The organism is Pseudorhodobacter antarcticus, from assembly GCF_900110135.1.
GTDB classification, from domain to species: Bacteria; Pseudomonadota; Alphaproteobacteria; order Rhodobacterales; family Rhodobacteraceae; genus Pseudorhodobacter; species Pseudorhodobacter antarcticus.
The window spans coordinates 54,882-75,739 of record NZ_FOCO01000002.1 but is presented as its reverse complement, the minus strand read 5'-3'; the positions used below and the strand labels follow the sequence as shown (position 1 = coordinate 75,739).

At 59.8% G+C, this 20,858-nt stretch carries 22 protein-coding genes and 1 tRNA gene; 13 read left to right on the top strand and 10 right to left on the bottom strand.

Going from position 1 to position 20,858, the window contains the following annotated elements; translation table 11 throughout:
- Position 1 precedes the first annotated feature (1 nt).
- Positions 2 to 1,504, bottom strand: coding sequence for a signal recognition particle protein (gene ffh, locus BMY36_RS01360; RefSeq protein WP_050518771.1), 1,503 nt, complete (start codon positions 1,502 to 1,504; stop codon positions 2 to 4).
- Between the two features lie 319 nt (positions 1,505 to 1,823).
- On the opposite strand from ffh, the gene BMY36_RS01355 reads away from it, so the two are divergent.
- Positions 1,824 to 2,705 carry a LysR family transcriptional regulator gene (locus tag BMY36_RS01355; RefSeq protein WP_050518839.1) on the top strand — a complete coding sequence of 294 codons (882 nt, stop codon included), beginning with the start codon at positions 1,824 to 1,826 and terminating at the stop codon, positions 2,703 to 2,705.
- Positions 2,690 to 3,589: a DMT family transporter gene (locus tag BMY36_RS01350; RefSeq protein ID WP_050518772.1), complete on the top strand. Its 900-nt coding sequence runs from the start codon at positions 2,690 to 2,692 to the stop codon at positions 3,587 to 3,589. Before BMY36_RS01355 ends, BMY36_RS01350 begins: the two co-directional genes overlap by 16 nt.
- On the opposite strand, the gene BMY36_RS01345 is transcribed toward BMY36_RS01350, so the two are convergent.
- The 4 genes from BMY36_RS01345 to dut form a co-directional block, all read right to left on the bottom strand.
- A complete protein-coding gene (locus BMY36_RS01345; protein ID WP_050518773.1) occupies positions 3,586 to 4,380 on the bottom strand; it encodes an amino acid ABC transporter permease in 795 nt (264 codons plus the stop codon). The genes BMY36_RS01350 and BMY36_RS01345 overlap by 4 nt on opposite strands.
- Entirely contained in the window at positions 4,380 to 5,153 is a 774-nt protein-coding gene (locus BMY36_RS01340) for a transporter substrate-binding domain-containing protein (RefSeq protein ID WP_050518774.1), read from the bottom strand. Before BMY36_RS01340 ends, BMY36_RS01345 begins: the two co-directional genes overlap by 1 nt.
- Positions 5,154 to 5,195: 42 nt before the next feature.
- Positions 5,196 to 6,263, bottom strand: coding sequence for a HesA/MoeB/ThiF family protein (locus BMY36_RS01335; RefSeq protein WP_050518775.1), 1,068 nt, complete (start codon positions 6,261 to 6,263; stop codon positions 5,196 to 5,198).
- A gap of 74 nt (positions 6,264 to 6,337) precedes the next feature.
- Positions 6,338 to 6,793, bottom strand: coding sequence for a dUTP diphosphatase (gene dut / locus BMY36_RS01330; RefSeq protein ID WP_050518776.1), 456 nt, complete (start codon positions 6,791 to 6,793; stop codon positions 6,338 to 6,340).
- A gap of 238 nt (positions 6,794 to 7,031) precedes the next feature.
- Here dut and BMY36_RS01325 point away from each other — a divergent pair, with 238 nt between their 5' ends.
- Positions 7,032 to 7,769, top strand: a complete 738-nt coding sequence (locus BMY36_RS01325) for a transglutaminase-like domain-containing protein (RefSeq protein WP_244888650.1) — start codon at positions 7,032 to 7,034, stop codon at positions 7,767 to 7,769.
- A gap of 69 nt (positions 7,770 to 7,838) precedes the next feature.
- Here the strand turns inward: BMY36_RS01325 and BMY36_RS01320 are convergent.
- Positions 7,839 to 7,925 (bottom strand) — tRNA-Leu (locus BMY36_RS01320).
- Positions 7,926 to 8,115: 190 nt separating this feature from the next.
- Between BMY36_RS01320 and lipB the strand changes: the two genes are divergently transcribed.
- From lipB to BMY36_RS01295, 5 genes are all read left to right on the top strand, one after another.
- Positions 8,116 to 8,775 carry a lipoyl(octanoyl) transferase LipB gene (lipB, locus tag BMY36_RS01315; RefSeq protein WP_139193903.1) on the top strand — a complete coding sequence of 220 codons (660 nt, stop codon included), beginning with the start codon at positions 8,116 to 8,118 and terminating at the stop codon, positions 8,773 to 8,775.
- A 121-nt stretch (positions 8,776 to 8,896) separates the two neighbouring features.
- Complete coding sequence (locus BMY36_RS01310) at positions 8,897 to 9,310, top strand: c-type cytochrome (RefSeq protein WP_050518778.1); 414 nt, start codon at positions 8,897 to 8,899, stop codon at positions 9,308 to 9,310.
- Between the two features lie 156 nt (positions 9,311 to 9,466).
- A complete protein-coding gene (gene ctaD / locus BMY36_RS01305; RefSeq protein ID WP_050518779.1) occupies positions 9,467 to 11,143 on the top strand; it encodes a cytochrome c oxidase subunit I in 1,677 nt (558 codons plus the stop codon).
- A gap of 171 nt (positions 11,144 to 11,314) precedes the next feature.
- Complete coding sequence (locus tag BMY36_RS01300; protein WP_050518841.1) at positions 11,315 to 11,827, top strand: AmiS/UreI family transporter; 513 nt, start codon at positions 11,315 to 11,317, stop codon at positions 11,825 to 11,827.
- 42 nt (positions 11,828 to 11,869) lie between these two features.
- Positions 11,870 to 12,382, top strand: a complete 513-nt coding sequence (locus BMY36_RS01295) for a DUF2244 domain-containing protein (RefSeq protein ID WP_050518780.1) — start codon at positions 11,870 to 11,872, stop codon at positions 12,380 to 12,382.
- A 17-nt stretch (positions 12,383 to 12,399) separates the two neighbouring features.
- Here BMY36_RS01295 and BMY36_RS01290 read toward each other — a convergent pair whose 3' ends face one another.
- Together BMY36_RS01290 and BMY36_RS01285 are read right to left on the bottom strand one after the other, a co-directional pair.
- On the bottom strand, positions 12,400 to 12,792 hold the full coding sequence (locus BMY36_RS01290; RefSeq protein WP_050518781.1) for a hypothetical protein: 393 nt from the start codon (positions 12,790 to 12,792) through the stop codon (positions 12,400 to 12,402).
- Entirely contained in the window at positions 12,789 to 13,247 is a 459-nt protein-coding gene (locus BMY36_RS01285; RefSeq protein ID WP_050518782.1) for a GatB/YqeY domain-containing protein, read from the bottom strand. The genes BMY36_RS01290 and BMY36_RS01285 overlap by 4 nt, the downstream gene beginning before the upstream one ends.
- Before the next feature lie 181 nt (positions 13,248 to 13,428).
- Here BMY36_RS01285 and carA point away from each other — a divergent pair, with 181 nt between their 5' ends.
- A complete protein-coding gene (carA, locus tag BMY36_RS01280) occupies positions 13,429 to 14,595 on the top strand; it encodes a glutamine-hydrolyzing carbamoyl-phosphate synthase small subunit (protein WP_050518783.1) in 1,167 nt (388 codons plus the stop codon).
- 152 nt (positions 14,596 to 14,747) lie between these two features.
- Positions 14,748 to 16,691: a glycosyltransferase gene (locus BMY36_RS01275; RefSeq protein ID WP_082224772.1), complete on the top strand. Its 1,944-nt coding sequence runs from the start codon at positions 14,748 to 14,750 to the stop codon at positions 16,689 to 16,691.
- On the opposite strand, the gene BMY36_RS01270 is transcribed toward BMY36_RS01275, so the two are convergent.
- Positions 16,688 to 17,323, bottom strand: coding sequence for a GntR family transcriptional regulator (locus BMY36_RS01270; RefSeq protein ID WP_050518784.1), 636 nt, complete (start codon positions 17,321 to 17,323; stop codon positions 16,688 to 16,690). The two genes, BMY36_RS01275 and BMY36_RS01270, sit on opposite strands and share 4 nt — an antisense overlap.
- Positions 17,324 to 17,426: 103 nt before the next feature.
- Between BMY36_RS01270 and BMY36_RS01265 the strand changes: the two genes are divergently transcribed.
- From BMY36_RS01265 to BMY36_RS01255, 3 genes are all read left to right on the top strand, one after another.
- On the top strand, positions 17,427 to 18,074 hold the full coding sequence (locus tag BMY36_RS01265) for a pyrimidine 5'-nucleotidase (protein WP_050518843.1): 648 nt from the start codon (positions 17,427 to 17,429) through the stop codon (positions 18,072 to 18,074).
- A gap of 92 nt (positions 18,075 to 18,166) precedes the next feature.
- Positions 18,167 to 18,406, top strand: coding sequence for a hypothetical protein (locus BMY36_RS01260; protein WP_050518785.1), 240 nt, complete (start codon positions 18,167 to 18,169; stop codon positions 18,404 to 18,406).
- A 65-nt stretch (positions 18,407 to 18,471) separates the two neighbouring features.
- On the top strand, positions 18,472 to 19,671 hold the full coding sequence (locus BMY36_RS01255; protein ID WP_050518786.1) for a UbiH/UbiF family hydroxylase: 1,200 nt from the start codon (positions 18,472 to 18,474) through the stop codon (positions 19,669 to 19,671).
- Between the two features lie 8 nt (positions 19,672 to 19,679).
- On the opposite strand, the gene BMY36_RS01250 is transcribed toward BMY36_RS01255, so the two are convergent.
- Positions 19,680 to 20,807 (bottom strand): aminotransferase class V-fold PLP-dependent enzyme, encoded by a 1,128-nt coding sequence (locus BMY36_RS01250; RefSeq protein WP_050518787.1) that lies wholly within the window; start codon positions 20,805 to 20,807, stop codon positions 19,680 to 19,682.
- Between the last annotated feature and the right edge of the window lie 51 nt (positions 20,808 to 20,858).

The window sequence follows — 20,858 nt, the reverse complement described above, 5'->3', positions numbered from 1 at the left end:
CTCATTTCTTTTTCATCAGGCCGGACAGGCCCGCGGGCAAGGTCATGCCGCCGCCGCCCATCCCCGGAAAACCACCGCGCCCCATACCCATGCCTTGCTTTAGGCCGCGCGCCGCTTCTTCCATCTGTTCGGGCGTCATGCCGGATAGGTCTGGCATCCCTTTGCCACCCAGCATTTGCTTGATCGCGGCTTTCATACCGCCGCCTTTGCCCATCTTTTTCATCATATCGGCCATTTGCTTGTGCTGTTTCAGCAAACGGTTCAGCTCTTGCACCTCAAGCCCCGCGCCCGCCGCAATCCGCTTTTTGCGGGATGCCGCCAGCAAATCGGGGTTGGCGCGTTCGCGTTTGGTCATTGAGTTGATCAGCGCCACTTGGCGGCGCAGCATCATGTCATCAAACCCAGCCGCCTCCGCCTGCTTGGCCATTTTGCCCATGCCCGGCATCATGCCCATCAGGCCCTGCATGCCGCCCATTTTCATCATCTGTTCCAGCTGGCCTTTCAGATCGTTCATGTTGAACAACCCTTTGGCAAACCGTTTGGCCATACGTTCGGCGACTTCCGCCTCAAACGTTTCTTGGGCGCGCTCTACCAGCGCCACAATGTCGCCCATGCCCAGGATGCGGCCGGCAACACGCTCTGCCTCAAACGTCTCAAGCGCGTCCATCTTTTCGCCCATGCCGACGAAACGGATGGGTTTGCCTGTGACTGCGCGCATCGACAGGGCCGCGCCACCGCGCCCGTCACCGTCCATCCGGGTCAAGACAACGCCCGTCACGCCAACTTTGCCGTCAAATTCTGTCGCCACGTTCACGGCGTCTTGGCCGGTCAAACCATCGACCACCAACAGCGTTTCACGCGGCTCGGCGATATCACGCACCGCTTGAATTTCGTCCATCAACATCTGGTCGATGTGCAACCGGCCCGCCGTGTCCAAGAACACGATGTCATAGCCGCCCATCGACGCTTGGATTTTGGCGCGCTTGGCGATTTGAACCGCCGTTTCACCTTTGACGATCGGCAAGCTGTCGACGCCGACTTGGCCCGCCAAAATCGCCAACTGTTCCATAGCGGCGGGGCGGTTGGTGTCCAGCGACGCCAGCAGCACGCGCTTGCCCATCCGGTCCTTGAACCGTTTGGCCAGTTTCGCAGTGGTTGTGGTTTTGCCCGACCCTTGCAAACCGACCATCAAAATCGTCGCGGGTGGATTGTCAATTTTCAACGGCTCGGGTTCGCCGTCGCCTGCCAGAATCTTAATCAGCTCATCATGGACAATTTTCACAACCTGCTGGCCCGGTGTGACCGATTTGGTGACTTGCTGGCCCGCCGCCTTTGCCGCCACCCGTTTTACGAAATCGCGCGCCACGGGCAGGGAAACGTCCGCCTCCAGCAGCGCCACACGCACTTCGCGCAGGGCGGTGTCAATATCGGCGTCCGACAACGCGCCTTGCTTGGTCAGCCGGTCAAAGACACCGCCAAGACGTTCTGATAGGTTCTCGAACATGGGCTGCCTCCGTGGGCTGATGCAAAATACTGGTATATCAACCAGCGGCGAAAAAACCAATGCAAGGCAGCACCCGTGGGCGCAACGCGCTGACGGATGGCGATCCCGGCAAAAGCCTAGGGACCGGAAGCATCATACTTCCGGGAATTGGATGTGGGTTATGCCGCACGGCAGCCAGAGTCAAGCCCCGCCCCGCCCCGCCCCGCCTGCGGTTAACCGCGTATTGCGGCCACAGTTGAAAACAATTGTGCAAAAATCCCATTCAACCTTTCGGTGAATAGCTTTAGCCTGCCACCAAGTAGGTAAGATAGGTGTGTGTGTGGACAATTGGGACGAAATCAAAACAGCTTATCAAGTGGCCCGCATGGGCACTGTATCTGGGGCCGCCGAGGTGTTGGCCGTGCATCATGCCACCGTCATTCGCCACATCGACAGCCTTGAAAAACGCCTTGGGGAAAAGCTGTTTCAGCGCCATGCGCGCGGCTATACGGCGACCGAGGCGGGGCGCGATTTGCTGACCGTTGCCCAATCGACCGAGGATCAATTTGCGCAACTGGCCAACCGGATTCGCGGCCATGGCGAAACCGTGACGGGGGAATTGGTTGTCACCTCTATCGCGGAAATCAGCCCACAGTTGACGGCGGCGATGGTCAGCTTTCAGGCGGATTACCCCGGCCTGACCTTGCGGTTTTTGACAGGCCAGCGCCTGTTCCGGCTGGATTACGGCGAGGCGCATGTGGCCTTGCGCGCAGGCACCGCCCCGTCGGAACCCGATTATGTGGTGCAACCGTTCATGGTGCTGCACCACGCGCTTTACGCCTCCCCCGCCTATGCCGCCGCACATGGCCTGCCCAAAACGGATGCGGATTTGGCCGCGCACCGCTTTGTTGTCAGCGACAATATGGACAACCGCGCGCCGTTTTATCACTGGTTGCGCGGTATGGTGCCGCCCGAGGCGCTTAGCTTTCGCGCCACCGAACCTGCGCCAATTTATGATGCCATTCGCGCGGGCGCTGGCCTTGGGTTTGTATCCCGCATTGCGGCCCTTGCGATGCCCGAGCTGATTGAGGTGATGCCACCCCGCCCGGAATGGGCCGCAAACCTGTGGCTGGTGACGCATGTGGATTTGCACCGCACCCTAAAGGTGCAACGGTTTTTGGCCCATCTTAAAGGGGCCGCGATCGAATGGCAAAAGCTGTAACCTTTGCGGGGCGCGACAGCAGGCGCGGGCACCTTGCCATGCTGGCGTTTTCCGCTTTGGTTGCAGGCTCATTCTCACTGGGTGCAATGGCCGCCCCATTTGTGGACCCCGCCGCCTTGACCACGTTGCGGTTTATCCTTGCAGGGTTGATCGTGGGGGTGGCCGCAATGGCGACCACTGGGATAAAGCGCAGCGCGTTTGACGCGCCGTGGCGGTATCTGGTGCTGGGGCTGTTGCTGGCTTTGTATTTTGTGTTCATGTTTGAAGGGTTGAAAACCGCCGCCCCCGTATCGGCCGCCGCCGTTTTCACGCTGACACCTGTTATGGCGGCTGGGTTTGGCTGGGTCTTGCTGCGCCAAATCACCACGCCGCGCATGGCGCTGGCGCTGACCATTGGGGCCGCAGGGGCCGCCTGGGTGATTTTTCGCGCGGATTGGCACGCCGTGTTGAACACCCATATCGGGCGTGGCGAATGGGTGTATTTCTGGGGCTGCGCCGCTCATGCGCTGTATGCGCCAATGGTGCGCAAGTTGAACCGGGGCGAACCTGCGGTGGTGTTCAGTTTTGGCGTTATGGTGGCGGGGGCATTGCTGTTGGTGCTGTGGTCTTGGCCCGCGATTTGGGCCACCGATTGGCGCGCGATGCCTGCGATTGTGTGGGTAACGCTGGCCTATGTGGCGATTGCGGCCAGTGCGGCGACATTTGTGTTGATGCAATATGCCACAATGCGCCTGCCCGCAGCCAAAGTGATGGCCTATACTTACCTGACGCCCTGTTGGGTGATTTTATGGGAAATCGCCTTGGGGCGCGGGGTGCCGCCTTTGGGTGTTTTGGCGGGCATCGCCATGACCATTCTGGCGCTGTATTTGCTGCTAGAGGATTAACGTTCCTGCCTTTGGCGCAGCCCTTTTTCCAACTGGCGTAGCGCGATGGACAGGGTGATCGTCATGGTCAAATACACCAGCGCCACGACATTATACGTTTCAAAATACTTAAAATTGCCTGCCGCCGTGACCTTGCCCAATTGGGTGATATCGATCACGCCCAGCACCGATACCAAACTGCTGTCTTTCACCATCGCGATGAAATCATTGCCCAAAGGTGGCAAAATCACGCGAAACCCTTGCGGAAACACCACCAGCCGGAAGGTGTGCCAGCGCGACAGGCCCAGCGCTTGGGCCGCCTCGGTCTGGCCTTTGTCGACCGATGCAAGGCCTGCGCGAAACACCTCTGCCAAAAAGGCGGAATAGGCGATGGTCAGGGCGATCACCGCGCGCCACAGCAAAGGAAAATCGCGGTTGCGGATGGGGTCAAACCCCAAGGGCGCTGTGGCCCAATTCCACAGCGCGACCATGGCAGGGGCCAGCACGAAGGCGACATACAAAAGCAACACAATGATCGGCACGCCGCGCACAATTTCGGTATACAGCCGGGCGGTTTGGCGCAGCACCATAAACCGCGACCCCGCCGCCACCGCCAGCACCAACCCCAAAACGGCGGCAGACGTGAACGCCACCACCGTCACCATTATGGTGGTCCAAATGCCTTTGGACAGCGTCGACAGGACCTGCGAATACAAATCATCCGACAGCACCTCCCAAAACAAATAGCCGCCGACCCCAATCAGGATCAGCAGCCAATAGGGAAAATCCTTGCTGTCAGGCGCAGGCAGCATCAGCCGCCCGAGGCCGCAAACCATTTGCTGTTCAGCGCGTCCATCGTGCCATCGGCCTGCATCGCGGCAATCGCTGCGTTGATCGGCGCAACCAATTCAGACCCTTTGGGGAAGATGAACCCAAAATCCTCTGCCCCCAGCACATCGCCCACGATCTTCAGTTTGCCTTCGCTGGCCGCGACATAGCCCGCACCCCCGGTGCTGTCGGTCAGCGCCAAATCCACATCGCCGTTGCGCAACGCCTGCACGCCTGCGCCGAAGGTTTCAAACATCTTGATGCGCGGGTTCGCCTCATTCCCGTCCAGCACCTCGTACACACCGACATAAAACGGCGTGGTGCCGGGCTGGGCGGCCATCAGAAAATCGGCATTGGCGGCGAAACTCGCGGCATCGGTGAACCGCTGTTCATCACCGCGCACCAGCATGACCATTTCGGACCGCATGTAGGGGGCGGAAAAATCAACCTTTTCGCGGCGATCATCGCGGATGGTGATGCCTGTCATGCCCAAATCAAACTGCCCTTCGGACACAGCGGGGATCATCGCATCCCAACTGATATTCTCATACCCCACGGTCATATTCAGGCGTTTGGCGATTTCTGCCATCGCGTCATATTCCCAACCCACCGCCACACCGTCACGCATAAATTGCAGCGGCGGATAGGCGTTTTCGGTCACCACAACAATCGCCTTGCCACCCAGATCGGGCAGATCGGCGGCATGAACGGGGGCGGCAAGCAGGGCCACAAGGCCAAGGGCAAAGGTCAGTTTCATCGTATCATTCTCCACAAGTTGGAAGGGGCGGGGACTGGAATTTCAGGGCAAAGTAACGGACGCGTCGGGAATGTCCAGCGCCCGCGCACCACACACCGGACAGCCTGCGCGCGCAGGGGCCGCGATCACCCGCGCCTCGGCGTAAAGCCCGTCATAAAGCATGATGCGCCCGCGCAACCCTTGCCCCGCCCCTGTCAGATATTTCACCGCCTCCATCGCCATCATCGCCCCCATCACGCCAGGTAAAGGCGCTGCCACACCCCCTTCAGCACAACTGGGGGCCAAACCATCCGCCGGGCGGGTGGGGAACACACATTCGAAACACGGGCCGCCGCGCGCGGGGTCATACAGGCTAATCTGCCCTTCCCATTGGGTGATCGCGGCGGCAATCAACGGCTTGCCCGCCGCCACGCACAACCGGTTGACCAAATAACGGGTGTCGAAATTATCGGTGCCGTCCAAAACCAGATCATATTCATCCAACAGCGCCGCCGTGCTGGCATCCAAACGGCGATCATAAGCGCGCAAGGTGATAAAGGGGTTCAACGCCCCCATCGCCGCCACCGCCGAATGAACCTTTGGCATGCCGATGCGGTCGTCCGTGTGAATGATTTGGCGTTGCAGGTTGGAATTTTCGACCACGTCCGCGTCAATCACCCCGATTTGCCCGACCCCAGACGCCGCCAAATACATCATCGCAGGGCTGCCAAGCCCCCCCGCGCCCACCACCAAAACCCGCGCGGCTTGCAACTGACCCTGCCCCGGCCCGCCAATTTCGCGCAGCATGATGTGGCGGGCGTAACGCTCCAGCTCCACCGCTGCAAACCCTGTGCGCGGCGGCGCGGGCGGGGGTGGCGTGGCATCCACACGGCGGCGCAGCGCCTTCAGCCCCAGACGGTATCCCACAACAGGCACCGCCAGCATCCCCACAATCAACCATCCGGTCAGGTTGCCACCCAACAGCCCGCCAACCGGGTTTGGCTGCACAATCAAAGGCGATTGGACGAACGCCAAAAGCGCCCACCAAATCGCGGCAAGCCCCACGGCCGTGCCCGCAGGCAACCGCCGCGCGCCAAAATACAAGGCGGCAAAGCCAATAATCCCGATCATAAAGCCACCTTTCCAACGTCAGGTCCGCGCAGGGCGTTAGGCCCAAAATCAATCAACGCACGCCCCGCCACCACCTAGCCCCCGGTGGAGCCAAAACCACCCGCCCCGCGCGCGCCGGTCTGTGAAAATGCGCGCACCACCTCAAATTCGGGGCGCAGAATGGGCACAAACACCAATTGCGCAATGCGGTCGCCCGGGCGAATGTCGATGGGTGCGGACCCGGGTGGGTTGCGATTCCACAGGCTGATCAACACCTCGCCCGTGTAATCGGGGTCGATCAAGCCCAGGCTGTTGCCCAAAACCAAGCCCTTTTTATGCCCCAACCCCGAACGTGGCAATACCAGCCCCGCCAGCGCCAGATCACCGAAATTCAACGCTATCCCGGATGCGATCAAGATTGCAGGCGCTTGGGCCAGCACTTGCACAGGCGCATCCATGCAAGCAAACAGATCCACCCCCGCCGCCCCCGCGCTTTGATACTGCGGCAGGCCCCAATCGAAAATTCGCGCGTCCAGAACTTTGATCTGCATGGCTGGTCCCTTTCGCCGCTTTTGCCCGGTAATACCCGCTTGGCGCGGCGGTTTCAATCAAGCCCGTAACGGCCCACGGCCCCCCCAAACTAACCCCTTTCTTTCTGCCCATCGGCTGGGATACACCCAGTGCTCTTGCCCCGCGCCGCGATCGTCACAGATCTTGCAATCGGCGCCCGATACGCTGCCCCACCCCTGACAACAGGCCCCAAACATGCGCTTTGCCGTCGATGTTATCATGGACTATCAGATTCGCCGCGATGACGTGGTTTTGCTGATGATTGAGGCGGCGCAAACCGATGGGCAAGCGGTGCTGGACGCCACGCTGGACATCACAGACGCCACGCTGCACCGCGCGCAATCGGCCCCCCTGCAGGTTCGGGTGCCGGGGCAATCGTTTCATCTGCACTACCGCGCCATGCTGCACATCACCCGCCCTGATGTGGTTTGGGACGCGCTTGCGGCTAGCCCCGTAAACGCGCTGCCCGATGATGTTGCACCCTACCTGCACCCCTCGCGCTATTGCCCATCGGACCAGTTCCGCGACATTGCGGAACACCAGTTTGGTGCGCTGGCGGGGGGCGCGAAAATCGCAGCCATCGCGCGCTGGATAACGGCGACCATTGCCTATGTGCCCGGCAGTTCCAACGGCGAAACCACGGCGATGGACACCTACACCGCGCGCGCTGGGGTTTGCCGGGATTTCACGCATGTGCTGTGTTGCATGGCGCGGGCGGCAGGAATTCCGGCGCGCTATGCCTCTGTTTACGGCGTGGCGGTTGATCCGCCCGATTTTCATGCCGTGGCGCAGGTTTGGCTGGACGGCGCATGGCATTTGATTGATGCGACAGGGATGAGCATGGCATCAGGCCTAGCCATAATCGCGGTGGGTCAAGATGCGGGCGATGTGTCGTTCATGGAAACCGAACACTGGGCGCAGATGATTGGCAAAACGGTGACTGTGACGCCGCAATAAAGCGCGCTGCGTCAAAAAACGCTGCCGGGTTGCCATGTTCAGGGGATGGCCATATTTCAGGAAACAGTCTGGTGCGGTCGGGGGGACTCGAACCCCCACTCCGATTAAAGAACAGCGACCTCAACGCTGCGCGTCTACCAATTCCGCCACGACCGCAAGCCTTGACTGGACGCGTCTTAGCGATTGCTGTGCGGGATCTCAAGCTGATTTTTTGCACCACCCGCAGGGGGTGCGGCCAACAGCCCGTAGGTCCGATTTCGTTTGAAACCGGGTGGGCCAGCCTTTAACGATTGCACAACGGCAAAGCGTAAAGGATTTTGGCGTGAACAGCGCGGCACATCAGATGATCGACGGGGTGGAATGGCGCTGGATTGACGGGCTTGCGCCCTATGTCGAAACCTTGGCCGCGATGGAGGCGCGGGTGGCCGACATTGCCGCCGGCACAGCACCCGAGGCGATTTGGCTGCTGGAACACCCCCCCCTTTACACCGCAGGCACCAGCGCGCAGGCCGCCGATCTGGTCGATCCCGACCGCTTTGCCGTGCATGTGGCCGGGCGCGGCGGGCAATATACCTATCACGGCCCCGGCCAGCGCGTGGTGTATGTGATGCTGGATTTGAACAAACGCGGCCGCGATGTGCGCAAATTTGTCTGCGCGCTGGAAAACTGGGTGATTGGCACATTGGCCCATTTTAACGTGTGCGGCGAACGACGCACGGGCCGCGTCGGTGTTTGGGTGGCGCGCCCAGACCGCCTTGGCCCGGATGGGCAAGCGGCCGAGGATAAAATCGCAGCCGTTGGCGTAAAACTGCGCCGCTGGGTCAGTTTTCACGGCATTTCCATCAATGTGGACCCTGATTTGTCGCATTTTTCCGGCATCGTGCCTTGCGGCATCACAGATCACGGCGTCACCAGCCTTGTGGACCTTGGCCTGCCCGTGACGATGAATGATGTGGACACAGCCCTGCGCCACGCCTTTGCGCCCGCCTTTGCCCCCCCATCCTGATGGGCGCGTTAGCCCGGCCCCCCTCAGGGTCAACGCGACAGGTTGCCCACTGGCAAGGGCGCGAAAAATAAGGTAAACAAAGGCCTGAAAATTGTTAGACCCGTCCAAAAAGGATAGCTTTATGAAACTGCCAATGATTGCCGCAGCCCTGCTCGTTCTGGCCGCGCCCGCCTTTGCCGCCGATGCCGCAAAAGGCGAAAAAGAATTCAACAAATGCAAATCCTGCCACGAAGTTGTGGCGGCCGATGGCACTGTGATTGTGCGCGGCGGTAAAACCGGGCCCAACCTGTACGGCGTGATTGGCCGCACCGCAGGCACCACCGATTTCAAATACGGCGAATCGCTGGTGGCTGCTGGTGCCGCAGGTCTGGTCTGGGACGAGGCAAATCTTGTCACCTACACCGCTGATCCCAAAAAGTTTTTGGTTGAGGTGACGGGCGATTCCGGGGCCAAATCCAAAATGTCGTTCAAACTGGCCAAAGGCGTCGAAGATATCGCCGCCTATCTGGTTTCCGTATCGGCTGCGACAAACTGACACCCTAAATAGCGACTTTGACGTAGTTTTTCTGGATCTACGTCAAAGTCTACAATTGCCGTGGCCCCTTGGGCATCCTAGAACATCAGTACAAGTGGCGGCGGGAATCTGTTGATTTGCGTGCGCCGGAAATATCAATTCAAGCGGGAGGCAGGCATGGCCGACGCAGCCATTCATGGCCACGAACATGACGAACGCGGGTTTTTCACCCGCTGGTTTATGTCCACCAATCACAAAGATATCGGGATTCTGTATCTGTTCACCGGCGGCCTTGTTGGCCTGATTTCGGTTATGTTCACCGTTTATATGCGGATGGAACTGATGCACCCCGGTGTGCAATACATGTGCCTCGAAGGCGCGCGCTTTACCGCCGCGGCCACGGGTGATGTCTGTACCCCGAACGGGCACCTTTGGAACGTGATGATCACCGCACATGGCATCTTGATGATGTTCTTCGTCGTGATCCCCGCGCTGTTCGGCGGGTTTGGCAACTATTTCATGCCGTTGCAAATCGGCGCGCCGGATATGGCCTTTCCGCGCATGAACAACCTGTCCTACTGGATGTATGTGGCGGGCACCTCGCTTGCTGTGGCGTCCTTGTTGGTGCCGGGTGGCGAAGGCCAAAACGGTGCGGGCGTGGGTTGGGTTCTTTACCCGCCCCTGTCGACCCAGAACAAAGACGTGTATTCGATGGACCTTGCGATTTTCGCGGTTCACTTGTCGGGTGCCTCGTCGATCTTGGGCGCAATCAACATGATCACCACGTTCCTGAACATGCGCACGCCGGGGATGACCCTGCACAAAGTGCCGTTGTTCGCATGGTCGATTTTCATCACCTCTTGGATGATCTTGCTGGCGCTGCCGGTTCTGGCGGGCGCAATCACCATGTTGCTGACCGACCGTAACTTTGGCACCACCTTCTTTGATCCGGCAGGCGGCGGTGACCCGATTTTGTATCAGCACATCTTGTGGTTCTTTGGCCACCCAGAAGTGTACATTATCATCATCCCCGGTTTCGGTATCATCAGCCACGTTATCGCAACCTTCTCGCGCAAGCCGATCTTTGGTTATTTGCCAATGGTTTACGCGATGGTGTCCATCGGTGTTCTGGGCTTTGTCGTCTGGGCGCACCACATGTACACGGTCGGTATGTCGCTGACCCAGCAATCCTACTTCATGCTGGCAACCATGGTTATCGCGGTGCCAACGGGTGTTAAAATCTTCAGCTGGATCGCCACCATGTGGGGCGGCTCGATTGAGATGAAAACACCCATGCTTTGGGCGTTCGGGTTCTTGTTCCTGTTCACCGTGGGCGGGGTTACCGGAATTGTGCTGTCGCAGGCTGGCATTGACCGCGCGTATCATGACACTTATTACGTCGTGGCGCACTTCCACTATGTGATGTCCTTGGGCGCGGTGTTCGCGATCTTTGCGGGCGTCTATTACTGGATTGGCAAAATGTCGGGGCGTCAGTACCCGGAATGGGCAGGCAAACTGCACTTCTGGATGATGTTCATCGGCTCCAACCTGACGTTCTTCCCCCAGCACTTCTTGGGCCGTCAGGGCATGCCGCGCCGCTACATCGACTACCCGGAGGCGTTTGCCCAGTGGAACTATTGGTCGAGCGTTGGGGCCTTCCTGTCCTTTGCGTCCTTCATCTTCTTTATCGGTATTGTGATCTACACGCTGCGCTTTGGCAAACGCGTGACCGAAAACAACTACTGGAATGAATATGCAGACACGCTGGAATGGACCCTGACCAGCCCACCGCCCGAACACACGTTCGAGCAGTTGCCAAAACAGTCCGATTGGGACAAGGGCCACGCCCACTAACCCATCAGACCTAACACGAACAAAGGCCCCGGAAGTTTCCGGGGCCTTTTGCATATGATCTGCCGTGCATTTACGCGAAATTCAAGAAACTGCTTAAAAATAATGCAGCTATTGCGCGGCTTGCGCACAGATTATACAAGCGCAGGCGCATCCTTGCACATAGACCCCATCATGCTGACCGGATTATCCTTTCTTTTCGTCGGTGCGGTCTTGTCCTTAAATGGCATCTGGATGCTGGGCCGGATTGGTGACCGCGAAATCGCGGTGATCAATATTATCACCGCAGCCATCACCGTGGCTGTCGCCTGCGCTTTGGCCTTTGGTGCGGATGCCAACCTTGCATCGGTAAAGGCTGCCGCCCTCACCCTCCTTTTCTCCACCACCTATATCTGGGTCGCGGCCAACCGCATTTTCGGTTTTGACGGGCGCGGCCTTGGCTGGTTCAGCTTGTTTGTGGCGATAACTGTCACCCCTGTCGCGGCGCAAACTTGGGCCGTGGCCACCACCCCTTTTGCCCATTGGATTGCCCTGTGTTGGGCGGCATGGGCGGTGCTGTGGTTGCTTTACTTTCTGCTGCTGGCGCTGGGTCGCCCCATCCAGCGCGCCACCGCGTGGTTCACCTTGTTTTGCGGCATCGCAACCGCTTGGGCACCGGGGTGGCTTTTGTTGAACGGCTGGTCATAATTTCCCCTTTCCAGCCTGCCATCCGCGCCCTATCTGTCCGGCATGCCGTATGAATGGACCCCCACCGACACGCCCGCAAAGGCACCAAAGGCGCTGCACCTTTGGCCCTACCGATCCTTGCCAAAGCGCGGGTTTGTGGGGTTTATCGGCGTGACAGCACTTATGATCACGCTGCCCCTGCTCGCCATTCTCGGGTCGCCCGTGCTGTGGGGGTTGCTGCCGTTTTTTGTCATTGCGATTGGCGGCATGTATTGGGCGTTGGACCGCAATTACCGCGACGGCGATATTCTGGAAACCCTAACATTTGACGGTGCGCGACTGCACCTAACCCGCCAAGGCCCCCACGGCAAACGACAAACTTGGGAGGCGAATCCCCATTGGGTCCGCGTCGATTTGCACGCAAAGGGCGGGCCTGTGCCGGAATACATCACCCTGTCGGGCGGCCCCCGAGAGGTGGAACTGGGCGCGTTTTTGTCTGAGGAGGAACGCGTGACCCTTGCCCGCGAATTGCGCCAAGCCCTGCGAGATCACAACGCGCAAACCGTGCCAGCCTAACCTGTCGGCCTAAACCGTCAGCTGTCAGTCGCAGCCAAAACACATTTAAACCGCGTGTCGCCTTCTTTAAACATCCGGTCCGCAAACGCATTCGTCGCCGCATCCAGGCGCGCGCCGCCCGCCTGCATCTGCGCCTCGGTCGCGCTGCCGGCGGTTTTCATCATCTCCGCCACCTGCGCATCGGCAAATCGGCCGCTTTCGGTTTCAAAGAACCGATGCATGGCCTGCGCGCGCAATTGTGGGGTCGCCCCACCCGGCCCTGTCGGCGCACAAGCATAGGTGTTGGTGGAACCTGTCGCCGCTGCCGCATAAGAAAACGATTGCGCGCCGGGGTACAGCGCTTGCCCCACGCTGTTTGCCACACATCCCGACAGCACCAGCACCGCCGCTAAAACAATCCGACCGCTCAATTTAACATATCCTTCACCCGTGGCCCGACCGCGCCAAAATCCATCTGTCCGGTGTGCTTGGCCTTCAGCACTGCCATCACCTTGCCCATATCACGGATGGACGCCGCACCCGCTGCCGCAATCGCCGCTGCAATCGCTGCATCCACCTCTGCGCCCGCCAATTGGCGCGGCAAATATTCCTCAATCACTTTGATTTCGGCCAATTCCTTTTCGGCCAGCTCCAACCGCCCGCCTTCCTCGTAAATTCGCGCGCTTTCTTGGCGCTGCTTCACCATCTTGGACAAGATCGCCGTGATCTCCGCCTCCGATACCACTTCCTCCGCCCCGGTGCCCCGCAGCGCAATCTCACGGTCTTTGATGGCCGCATTGATCAGGCGCAGCGTCGACAGCCGCTCCACCTCTTTGGCCCGCATCGCATCTTTCAGCGCCGCTTGCAGTCGATCGCGCAAAGTCATGGTTGTGATCTTTCCAGTGGTTTCAGCATTTCGTTACCCTAACCCGAAGCCAATCCAAGGGCAACGGGCGGTTATTTTCGCAAGCTATTGAAATTGCTACATATACCATTTCACCCCACGCCTTGACCCCGCGCGCCCTGCCCCGTAGTGTCCGCAAAATCCGGCCACAGAGAGTCGTACCATGTCCCATTCCACGCCCCACACCGATAAACCCACCGCCTGCCTTGCGCTGGCCGATGGCACCTTGTTCTTTGGGCGCGGCTTTGGTGCCACGGGCCAAACGGTGGCCGAACTGGTGTTCAACACCGCCATGACCGGATATCAGGAAATCATGACTGACCCCTCCTATGCGGGTCAGGTCGTGACCTTTACCTTCCCCCATATCGGCAACACTGGCGTGACGGATGAAGATGATGAAACCGCCCAGCCCGTTGCCGCTGGGATGGTGGTGAAATGGGACCCGACCGAGCCGTCAAATTGGCGCGCCACCTCGGAATTGACCGAATGGTTGCTGTCCAAGGGCCGCATCGGCATTGGCGGCCTTGATACCCGCCGCCTAACCCGCGCGATCCGCCAACAAGGCGCGCCGCATGTGGCACTGGCCCACAATCCAGACGGTGTGTTTGATATTGAGGCGCTGGTCGCCGCTGCGCGCGCTTGGCGCGGGCTGGAGGGGTTGGACCTCGCCCGCGATGTCACCTGCGCGCAAAGCTATCGCTGGGATGAAATGCGGTGGGCTTGGCCTGACGGCTATACCAAACGCACAGGCGATGGGTTGCGCGTGGTGGCCGTCGATTTTGGCGCAAAACGCAACATCTTGCGCTGCTTGGCCTCGGCTGGTTGCGATGTCACCGTGTTGCCCGCCACCGCCACCGCCGCCGATGTGTTGGCCCTGAACCCCGAAGGTGTGTTCTTGTCCAATGGCCCCGGCGACCCCGCGGCCACGGGCGAATATGCCGTGGACATGATCAAAGGTGTGCTGGCCGCCGATATTCCAATTTTCGGAATTTGCCTTGGGCATCAAATGCTTGCCTTGGCATTGGGTGGCAAAACCATCAAGATGAACCACGGCCACCACGGCGCAAACCACCCGGTCAAAGATTACGACACCAACAAAGTCGAAATCACCTCGATGAACCACGGCTTTACCGTTGATGCCCAAACCCTGCCTGCCGGCGTGCGCGAAACCCATGTCAGCCTTTTTGATGGCTCCAATTGCGGCATCGCCTTGACCGGAAAACCCGTGTTTTCCGTGCAATACCACCCCGAGGCCAGCCCCGGCCCCCAAGACAGCTATTACCTGTTTGACCGATTCGCTGAGGCGATGAAGGCGCGGCGTTCTACCTGAAATGGCTGATCTAGATGTGGTGACAAGCATTTGCCGTACCACCATGCCTTGAAATGACTTGTGGACAATTTTCCAAAAATCTGTGGAAAACTCTGTGGTTAACCCGTTGTTAACCCTTGTCACCCAAATCTGAACCCCAGTCCGGGGGTCTTATGACAGCAGCACGTCCCATTTTTGCCGCCCACAGCGCAGCACAGATCGCACCGCTGGATACAGGCGCACATGTCACGCAATTGCCGGGCGGCGGGCGCAAAATTGCGGTTACGGCCCCGTCCGTTCGCAGCCTGGGGGTCGCCCTGCTGCGCGATGGGTTAATCACGCCCGATGCGCTGGTGCTGGCGCTGTCCTTGCAAAAACGTCATCGCGGGCGGCTGTGCGACATTTTGCTGTCGCGCCAGTTGATCACTGAAAGCGCGCTGTATAAAGCGCAAGCACGCCACTGGAACGTCCGCTTGGTTGACCCCCTGACCGCCGCCCCCGACCCGCGCTTGATTGACAAAATCGGTGCCGCAGCCTGCCTGCGCGAAGGGTTGATCCCTTGGCGCCAAGCGGGCAAGGCCGTGGTGATCGCAACTGCGTACCCCGAAGATTTCGCACGTCATTACAAATGGCTATACAGCGTTTATGGCCACGTCATCATGGCGCTTGCGCCCGCGTCACAAATCCAAACGGCGGTGATGAAAGCGCGATCAGCGGTGCTGAACCACGCCGCCGAAACCCGCGTCAGCGCCTCCGAAAGCTGCCGGGACTGGGGCAAGGATGGTCTTGCCGTCAAGGTGGCGCTGGTGATGTTGGTGGCGGTCCTTGGCCTGTGGTTGTCGCCCAACACGGTCGCTTTGGCGTTTACCTTTTGGGCGACCGTAACACTCGCCCTATCCACGGGGCTGCGCGCTGGCGCCATTTTCGCAAGCCTTCGCCACCGCGATCCGCCGCCCCCCGCCCCTATCATCGCGCGCTTGCCCACCGTCTCGATCATGGTCGCTTTGTTCAAAGAGGGGAAGATCGCCCCCCGCCTCATTCGCCGCTTGGACCAATTGGATTATCCCCGCGACCTCCTCGACATCCTTTTGGTGGTAGAGGAGGAGGATGCCATAACCCGCGACGCCCTGCGCGCCGTGGAATTGCCGCCGTGGATGCGTGTGGTCGTGGTCCCCGATGGACCTTTGAAAACCAAACCCCGCGCGCTGAATTTCGGGCTTGATCTGTGTCGCGGCTCCATCATCGGGGTTTATGACGCCGAGGATGCCCCCGAACCCGCCCAAATCCGCAAAGTGGTGGACCGGTTTTACCAGCGCGGGCCCGATGTCGCCTGCCTGCAAGGGGTCTTGGATTTCTACAACCCGCGCACCAACTGGCTATCGCGTTGTTTTACAATGGAATATGCTGCGTGGTTCCGCATCATCCTGCCCGGTCTGCAACGGCTTGGCATGGCCATTCCCCTTGGCGGCACCACCCTGTTTTTCCGCCGCGCCGCGTTAGAGGAGTTGGGCGGCTGGGATTCGCACAACGTGACGGAGGATGCCGATCTGGGCATGCGCCTTGCCCGCCACGGCTACCGCGCCGAGATTTTGGAAACCACAACGTATGAGGAGGCGAATTGCCGCGCCTTGCCTTGGGTCAAACAGCGGTCGCGCTGGCTCAAAGGTTATATGATGACGTGGTGTGTCCATATGCGCGACCCTGCCCTGCTGTGGCGCCAACTCGGGCCGCGCAAATTCTTTGGCTTTCAGATTCTGTTCCTTTGCACCTTGTCGCAGTTTATGCTGGCCCCGGTGCTGTGGTCCTTTTGGCTTGTGCCTTTGGGGGTGCCGCACCCGCTGGCTGCCGCCCTTTCGCCTTTGATGATGCACATTCTGATCGGGCTCTATCTGTTGACAGAGGTGGTTAACCTGACCGTCACCATCATGGCGCTGCGCATGACCAACCACAAACTCAGCTGGTTTTGGGTGCCAACGCTGAACTTTTACTTTCCGCTCGGCGCGCTCGCCTCGTACAAGGCGGCGTGGGAAATGGTGACAAACCCGTTTTACTGGGACAAAACCAGCCACGGCCATTTCGACCAGACCGGGCATATCGACCAAGCAGGCCTGCGTTAACGGGTTTTCACCTCACCCGCATCAATCCGCAACCGGGTTTCAAACGCTTGTGAAATATGCCCGCGCAGCGCTTGATATGCCGCCTCACCGTCACGCGCTTCAATCGCGCGCACAATCGCATTGTGCTCGGCCAACCCCATCGCATCGCGCCCTTCGGCAGCAAAGGATGTGGTTGCCATCAACGCCATCGATCGATGCACCAAATCCAATTGCTGCACCAAAAACCGATTGTGCGATGCCAGATGGATTTGCTTGTGAAACCGTTTGTTTGCCCGGCTCAACGCGCGCGGATCACCGCCCAGCAGCGCCATATCCTCATCCACCATGCCGCGTAGCACGCGCATTTCCTCAGGCGTTGCGTGACGTGCGGCAAGACGGGCTGCAAGCCCTTCCAACTCGGTCCGCACGGCATAAAGTTCCGCCAATTGGTTGTGATCAAGCGATGCCACGATCAAACTGCGCCCATCCCGCGTCAGCATGGATTGCGTTTCCAACCGCTGCAGCGCCTCACGCACCGGGGTGCGCGACACGCCAAACCGATCCGCCAGCTCCGATTCGACCAAACGATCCCCGGGTTTGTAAACACCAGCGTCAATCGCCTCAAGGATCATGGTATAGGCGTCTTTTTGCACGGCTTCTCTTTCAAAAGTTACACAAATGCAGGTTACCGGGGGGGCCGCCACAGTCAACCGCAAACGCATTGCAAAGCGCCGCGATGCCCCCTACCTTGCGCAAATGCCAAAAGATGATTTCACACATGTCCGCGCTTGGGTCTTTGATCTGGACAACACACTCTACCCCCCCGCCGCCCGTCTGTTTGATCAGATTGAGGTGCGCATGACCCAATTCGTGATGGACACCATCAACGTGAACCGCGTTGAGGCGGACCGTTTGCGCCGCCATTATTGGGCAAAATACGGCACCACCTTGGCCGGGCTGATGTCCGAACATGGGATGGACCCCACGCGTTATATGGTCGATGTGCATGACATAAATTTAGATCATTTGCAGCAAGATCATGCACTTGCGGCCCATATCCGCGCGCTTCCGGGTCGGCGCATCGTCTATACCAACGGCTCTGCGCCCTATGCCGAACGGGTGCTTGCGGCGCGCGGCCTGTCCAATCTGTTCGATGCGGTTTACGGCGTCGAACACGCCGATTTCCGCCCCAAACCCGACCGCGCCGCGTTCGAGGCGATTTTTGCCATCGACGCCCTCAACCCCCAAATCGGCGCGATGTTTGAAGATGACAGCCGCAATCTGGCTGCCCCCCACGCGTTGGGCATGCGCACTGTTCACGTCACCCCAGACGCCGAAACCGCCGAATATATCCATCATCACACCGATGATCTGACCGCGTTTTTGGCCCGCCTTACCGCCTGATACTGCGACAGACCGCCACGCCGCGTCAAACCGCCCTATCCTGTGGCGCGCGCAATCCTCCATATGAAATATATGATTACAGGAGGATTGCGATGACACCACAGACCCGCCGCGCGCCACTGGGCCTGCGCTTGCTTTACGCCGTGCCCATCATCGGCCAAATCGCCCGCGATATCGCCAAGGACAAGGACAGCATTTATTACGCGCTGGCCATTTTTGTCACCTTGGTCGTGATTGCGGTGAAAACATGGGGCCTCGTGGCGCTGACCATGACCGCGCTCATGCTGGTGCCCATCATGTTCGTCCTCTTTATCGCCATCACCCAAGGGTGACGTTTTGACCGTTGGACGAATGCCCAAAATCGCCCTATCTGTAGAGGGCAAAACAGGGGCATGACATGATCCGGCAAAACATCGATATCTTGATTTCTGGCGGCGGCGTGGCGGGGCTTTGTGCCGCGTCAGCCTTTGGCTGCGCTGGGTTTTCGGTGCTGTGCGTCGACCCCACACCCCCCGTCACCGCGCGCGATGCGGCAGGCGCGGACCTGCGCAGCACGGCGTTTTTAATGCCATCCGTGCAACTTTTCCGCGATATCGGCCTGTGGGACCGCCTGTCCCCCCATGCCGCCGCCCTGCAAATCATGCGCATCGTCGATGCCGGCGGCGCGCCGGGTGAAGTGCGTTTGACCCGCGATTTCAACGCCACCGACCTGTCCGAAAACCCCTTTGGCTACAACCTGCCCAACTGGCTGCTGCGGCGCGAAATGCTGGCGCATCTGGCCGATTTGGACAATGTCACCTTCCTGCCCGGCGTGGCCCTAACCGCCCTCATCACCCGCGAAACCGAAGGTTTGGTGACCCTGTCTGACAGCACGCAGTGGCGCGCACGCCTGGTGATCGGCGCAGATGGTCGCAACTCTGCAGTACGCCAAGCCCTTGGAATTGAAGTGAAAACTACTCGCTATGGTCAAAAGGCGCTGGCCTTTGCCACCACCCACCCCATCCCGCATGACAACGTCTCAACCGAGGTGCATCGCTCCGGCGGGCCCTTCACAATGGTGCCTTTGCCCGATCACAACGGCCTGCCCGCATCCGCGGTGGTCTGGATGGACAAAAGCGCCGAAATCACCCGGCTCGCCGCCCTCCCCGCCCCGGAATTTGACGCCGAAATGTCCATCCGCGCCTGCCACATCCTTGGCCCCATGACCCGCAGCAGCGCCCTGACCGTCTGGCCCATCATCAGCCAAACCGCCGCGCGCCTGTCCGGCCAACGCAGTGTTTTGATGGCCGAAGCGGCGCATGTCATGCCCCCCATCGGCGCCCAAGGTTTGAATATGAGCTTGGCTGATCTGGCGACCCTGCGCGATTTGGCGCTGGCCGACCCGGCAAATCTGGGTGCCGCACCCATGCTGGACGCATATCACGACAGCCGCCACCGCGACATTGCGCTGCGCGTGGCGGGCATTGACGCATTGAACCGCGCGTCGATGATGGGCGCACCCGTTCTGCGCGACCTGCGCGCCGCCGGGTTGAGCGCGCTGCACAGCGTCAGCCCCCTGCGCAAAGTGTTGATGAAAACCGGGTTGGGGTTGCGCTGAGCGCGCGTTTACAAAACCACCTCAACCGCGCGTTGCAGCCGGGCAACCGTGCCCGGCACATCGGCCAGTTTATCCAATCCAAACAACCCGATACGGAAGGTTTTGAACGCCTCCCCCTCGCCCACTTGTAAGGGCACACCGGCGGCAATCTGCATCCCTTGCTCGCGGAATTTCGCGCCGTTTTGCACGGCAGGGTCGTCGGTATAATTCACCACAACGCCGGGTGCTGCAAACCCATCAGCGGCCACCGACATGACGCCGCGCGCCGCAAACATCGCGCGCACTGCCTCGCCCAACTCCCACTGCGCGGCTTTCGCGGCATCAAACCCCATCGCTTGGGTTTCCTTCATCGCTTCTAAAAATCCAACCAATGCGTCGGTTGGCATCGTCGCGTGATAGGCGTGGCCCCCGTTTTCATAGGCCACCATGATGCTGCGCCATTTCTTCAAATCCAGCGCAAAACTGTCGGAAACTGTCGCCTCCAACCGCGCCGCCGCGCGCGCCGACAGCATCACCAACCCCGCCGATGGGCTGGCCGACCACCCCTTTTGCGGCGCAGATATCACCACATCCACGCCGGTTGCCGCCATATCCACCCAAATACACCCGCTGGCGATGCAATCCAGCACCAACAGCGCGCCCACCTCATGCGCCGCTGCGGCCATCGCTGTGATATAGGCATCGGGTAAAATAATCCCAGCGCTGGTTTCCACATGCGGGGCAAACACCACATCTGGTTTTGTTTCATGGATACGCGCGACCACTTCGGCAATGGGCGGCGGCGCATAGGGCGCGCGCGCCGCGTTCCCGGTTTGCCGCGCCATCACTACATCCACATCGGCGGCAAACCCGCCCGCATCAAAAATCTGGCTCCACCGATAGGAAAACCACCCGTTGCGCACCACCATCACCCGTGCGCTGCGCCCAAATTGCCGCGCCACCGCCTCCATCGCGTATGACCCGCCACCCGGAACCACGGCCACCGCTTCGGCGCTATACACCTCGCGCAGCAACACGGAAATCTCGCGCATAACCCCTTGAAATTTCGTGGACATATGGTTCAGCGACCGGTCCGTAAACACAACGGAAAATTCATCAAGGCCAGTCGGGTCAGCACTGTTTGGAAAGGATGCCATAGGAAATCTCCATTGATTGTTTGCCCCACGCTACCCGGTCCACCCTGCAAA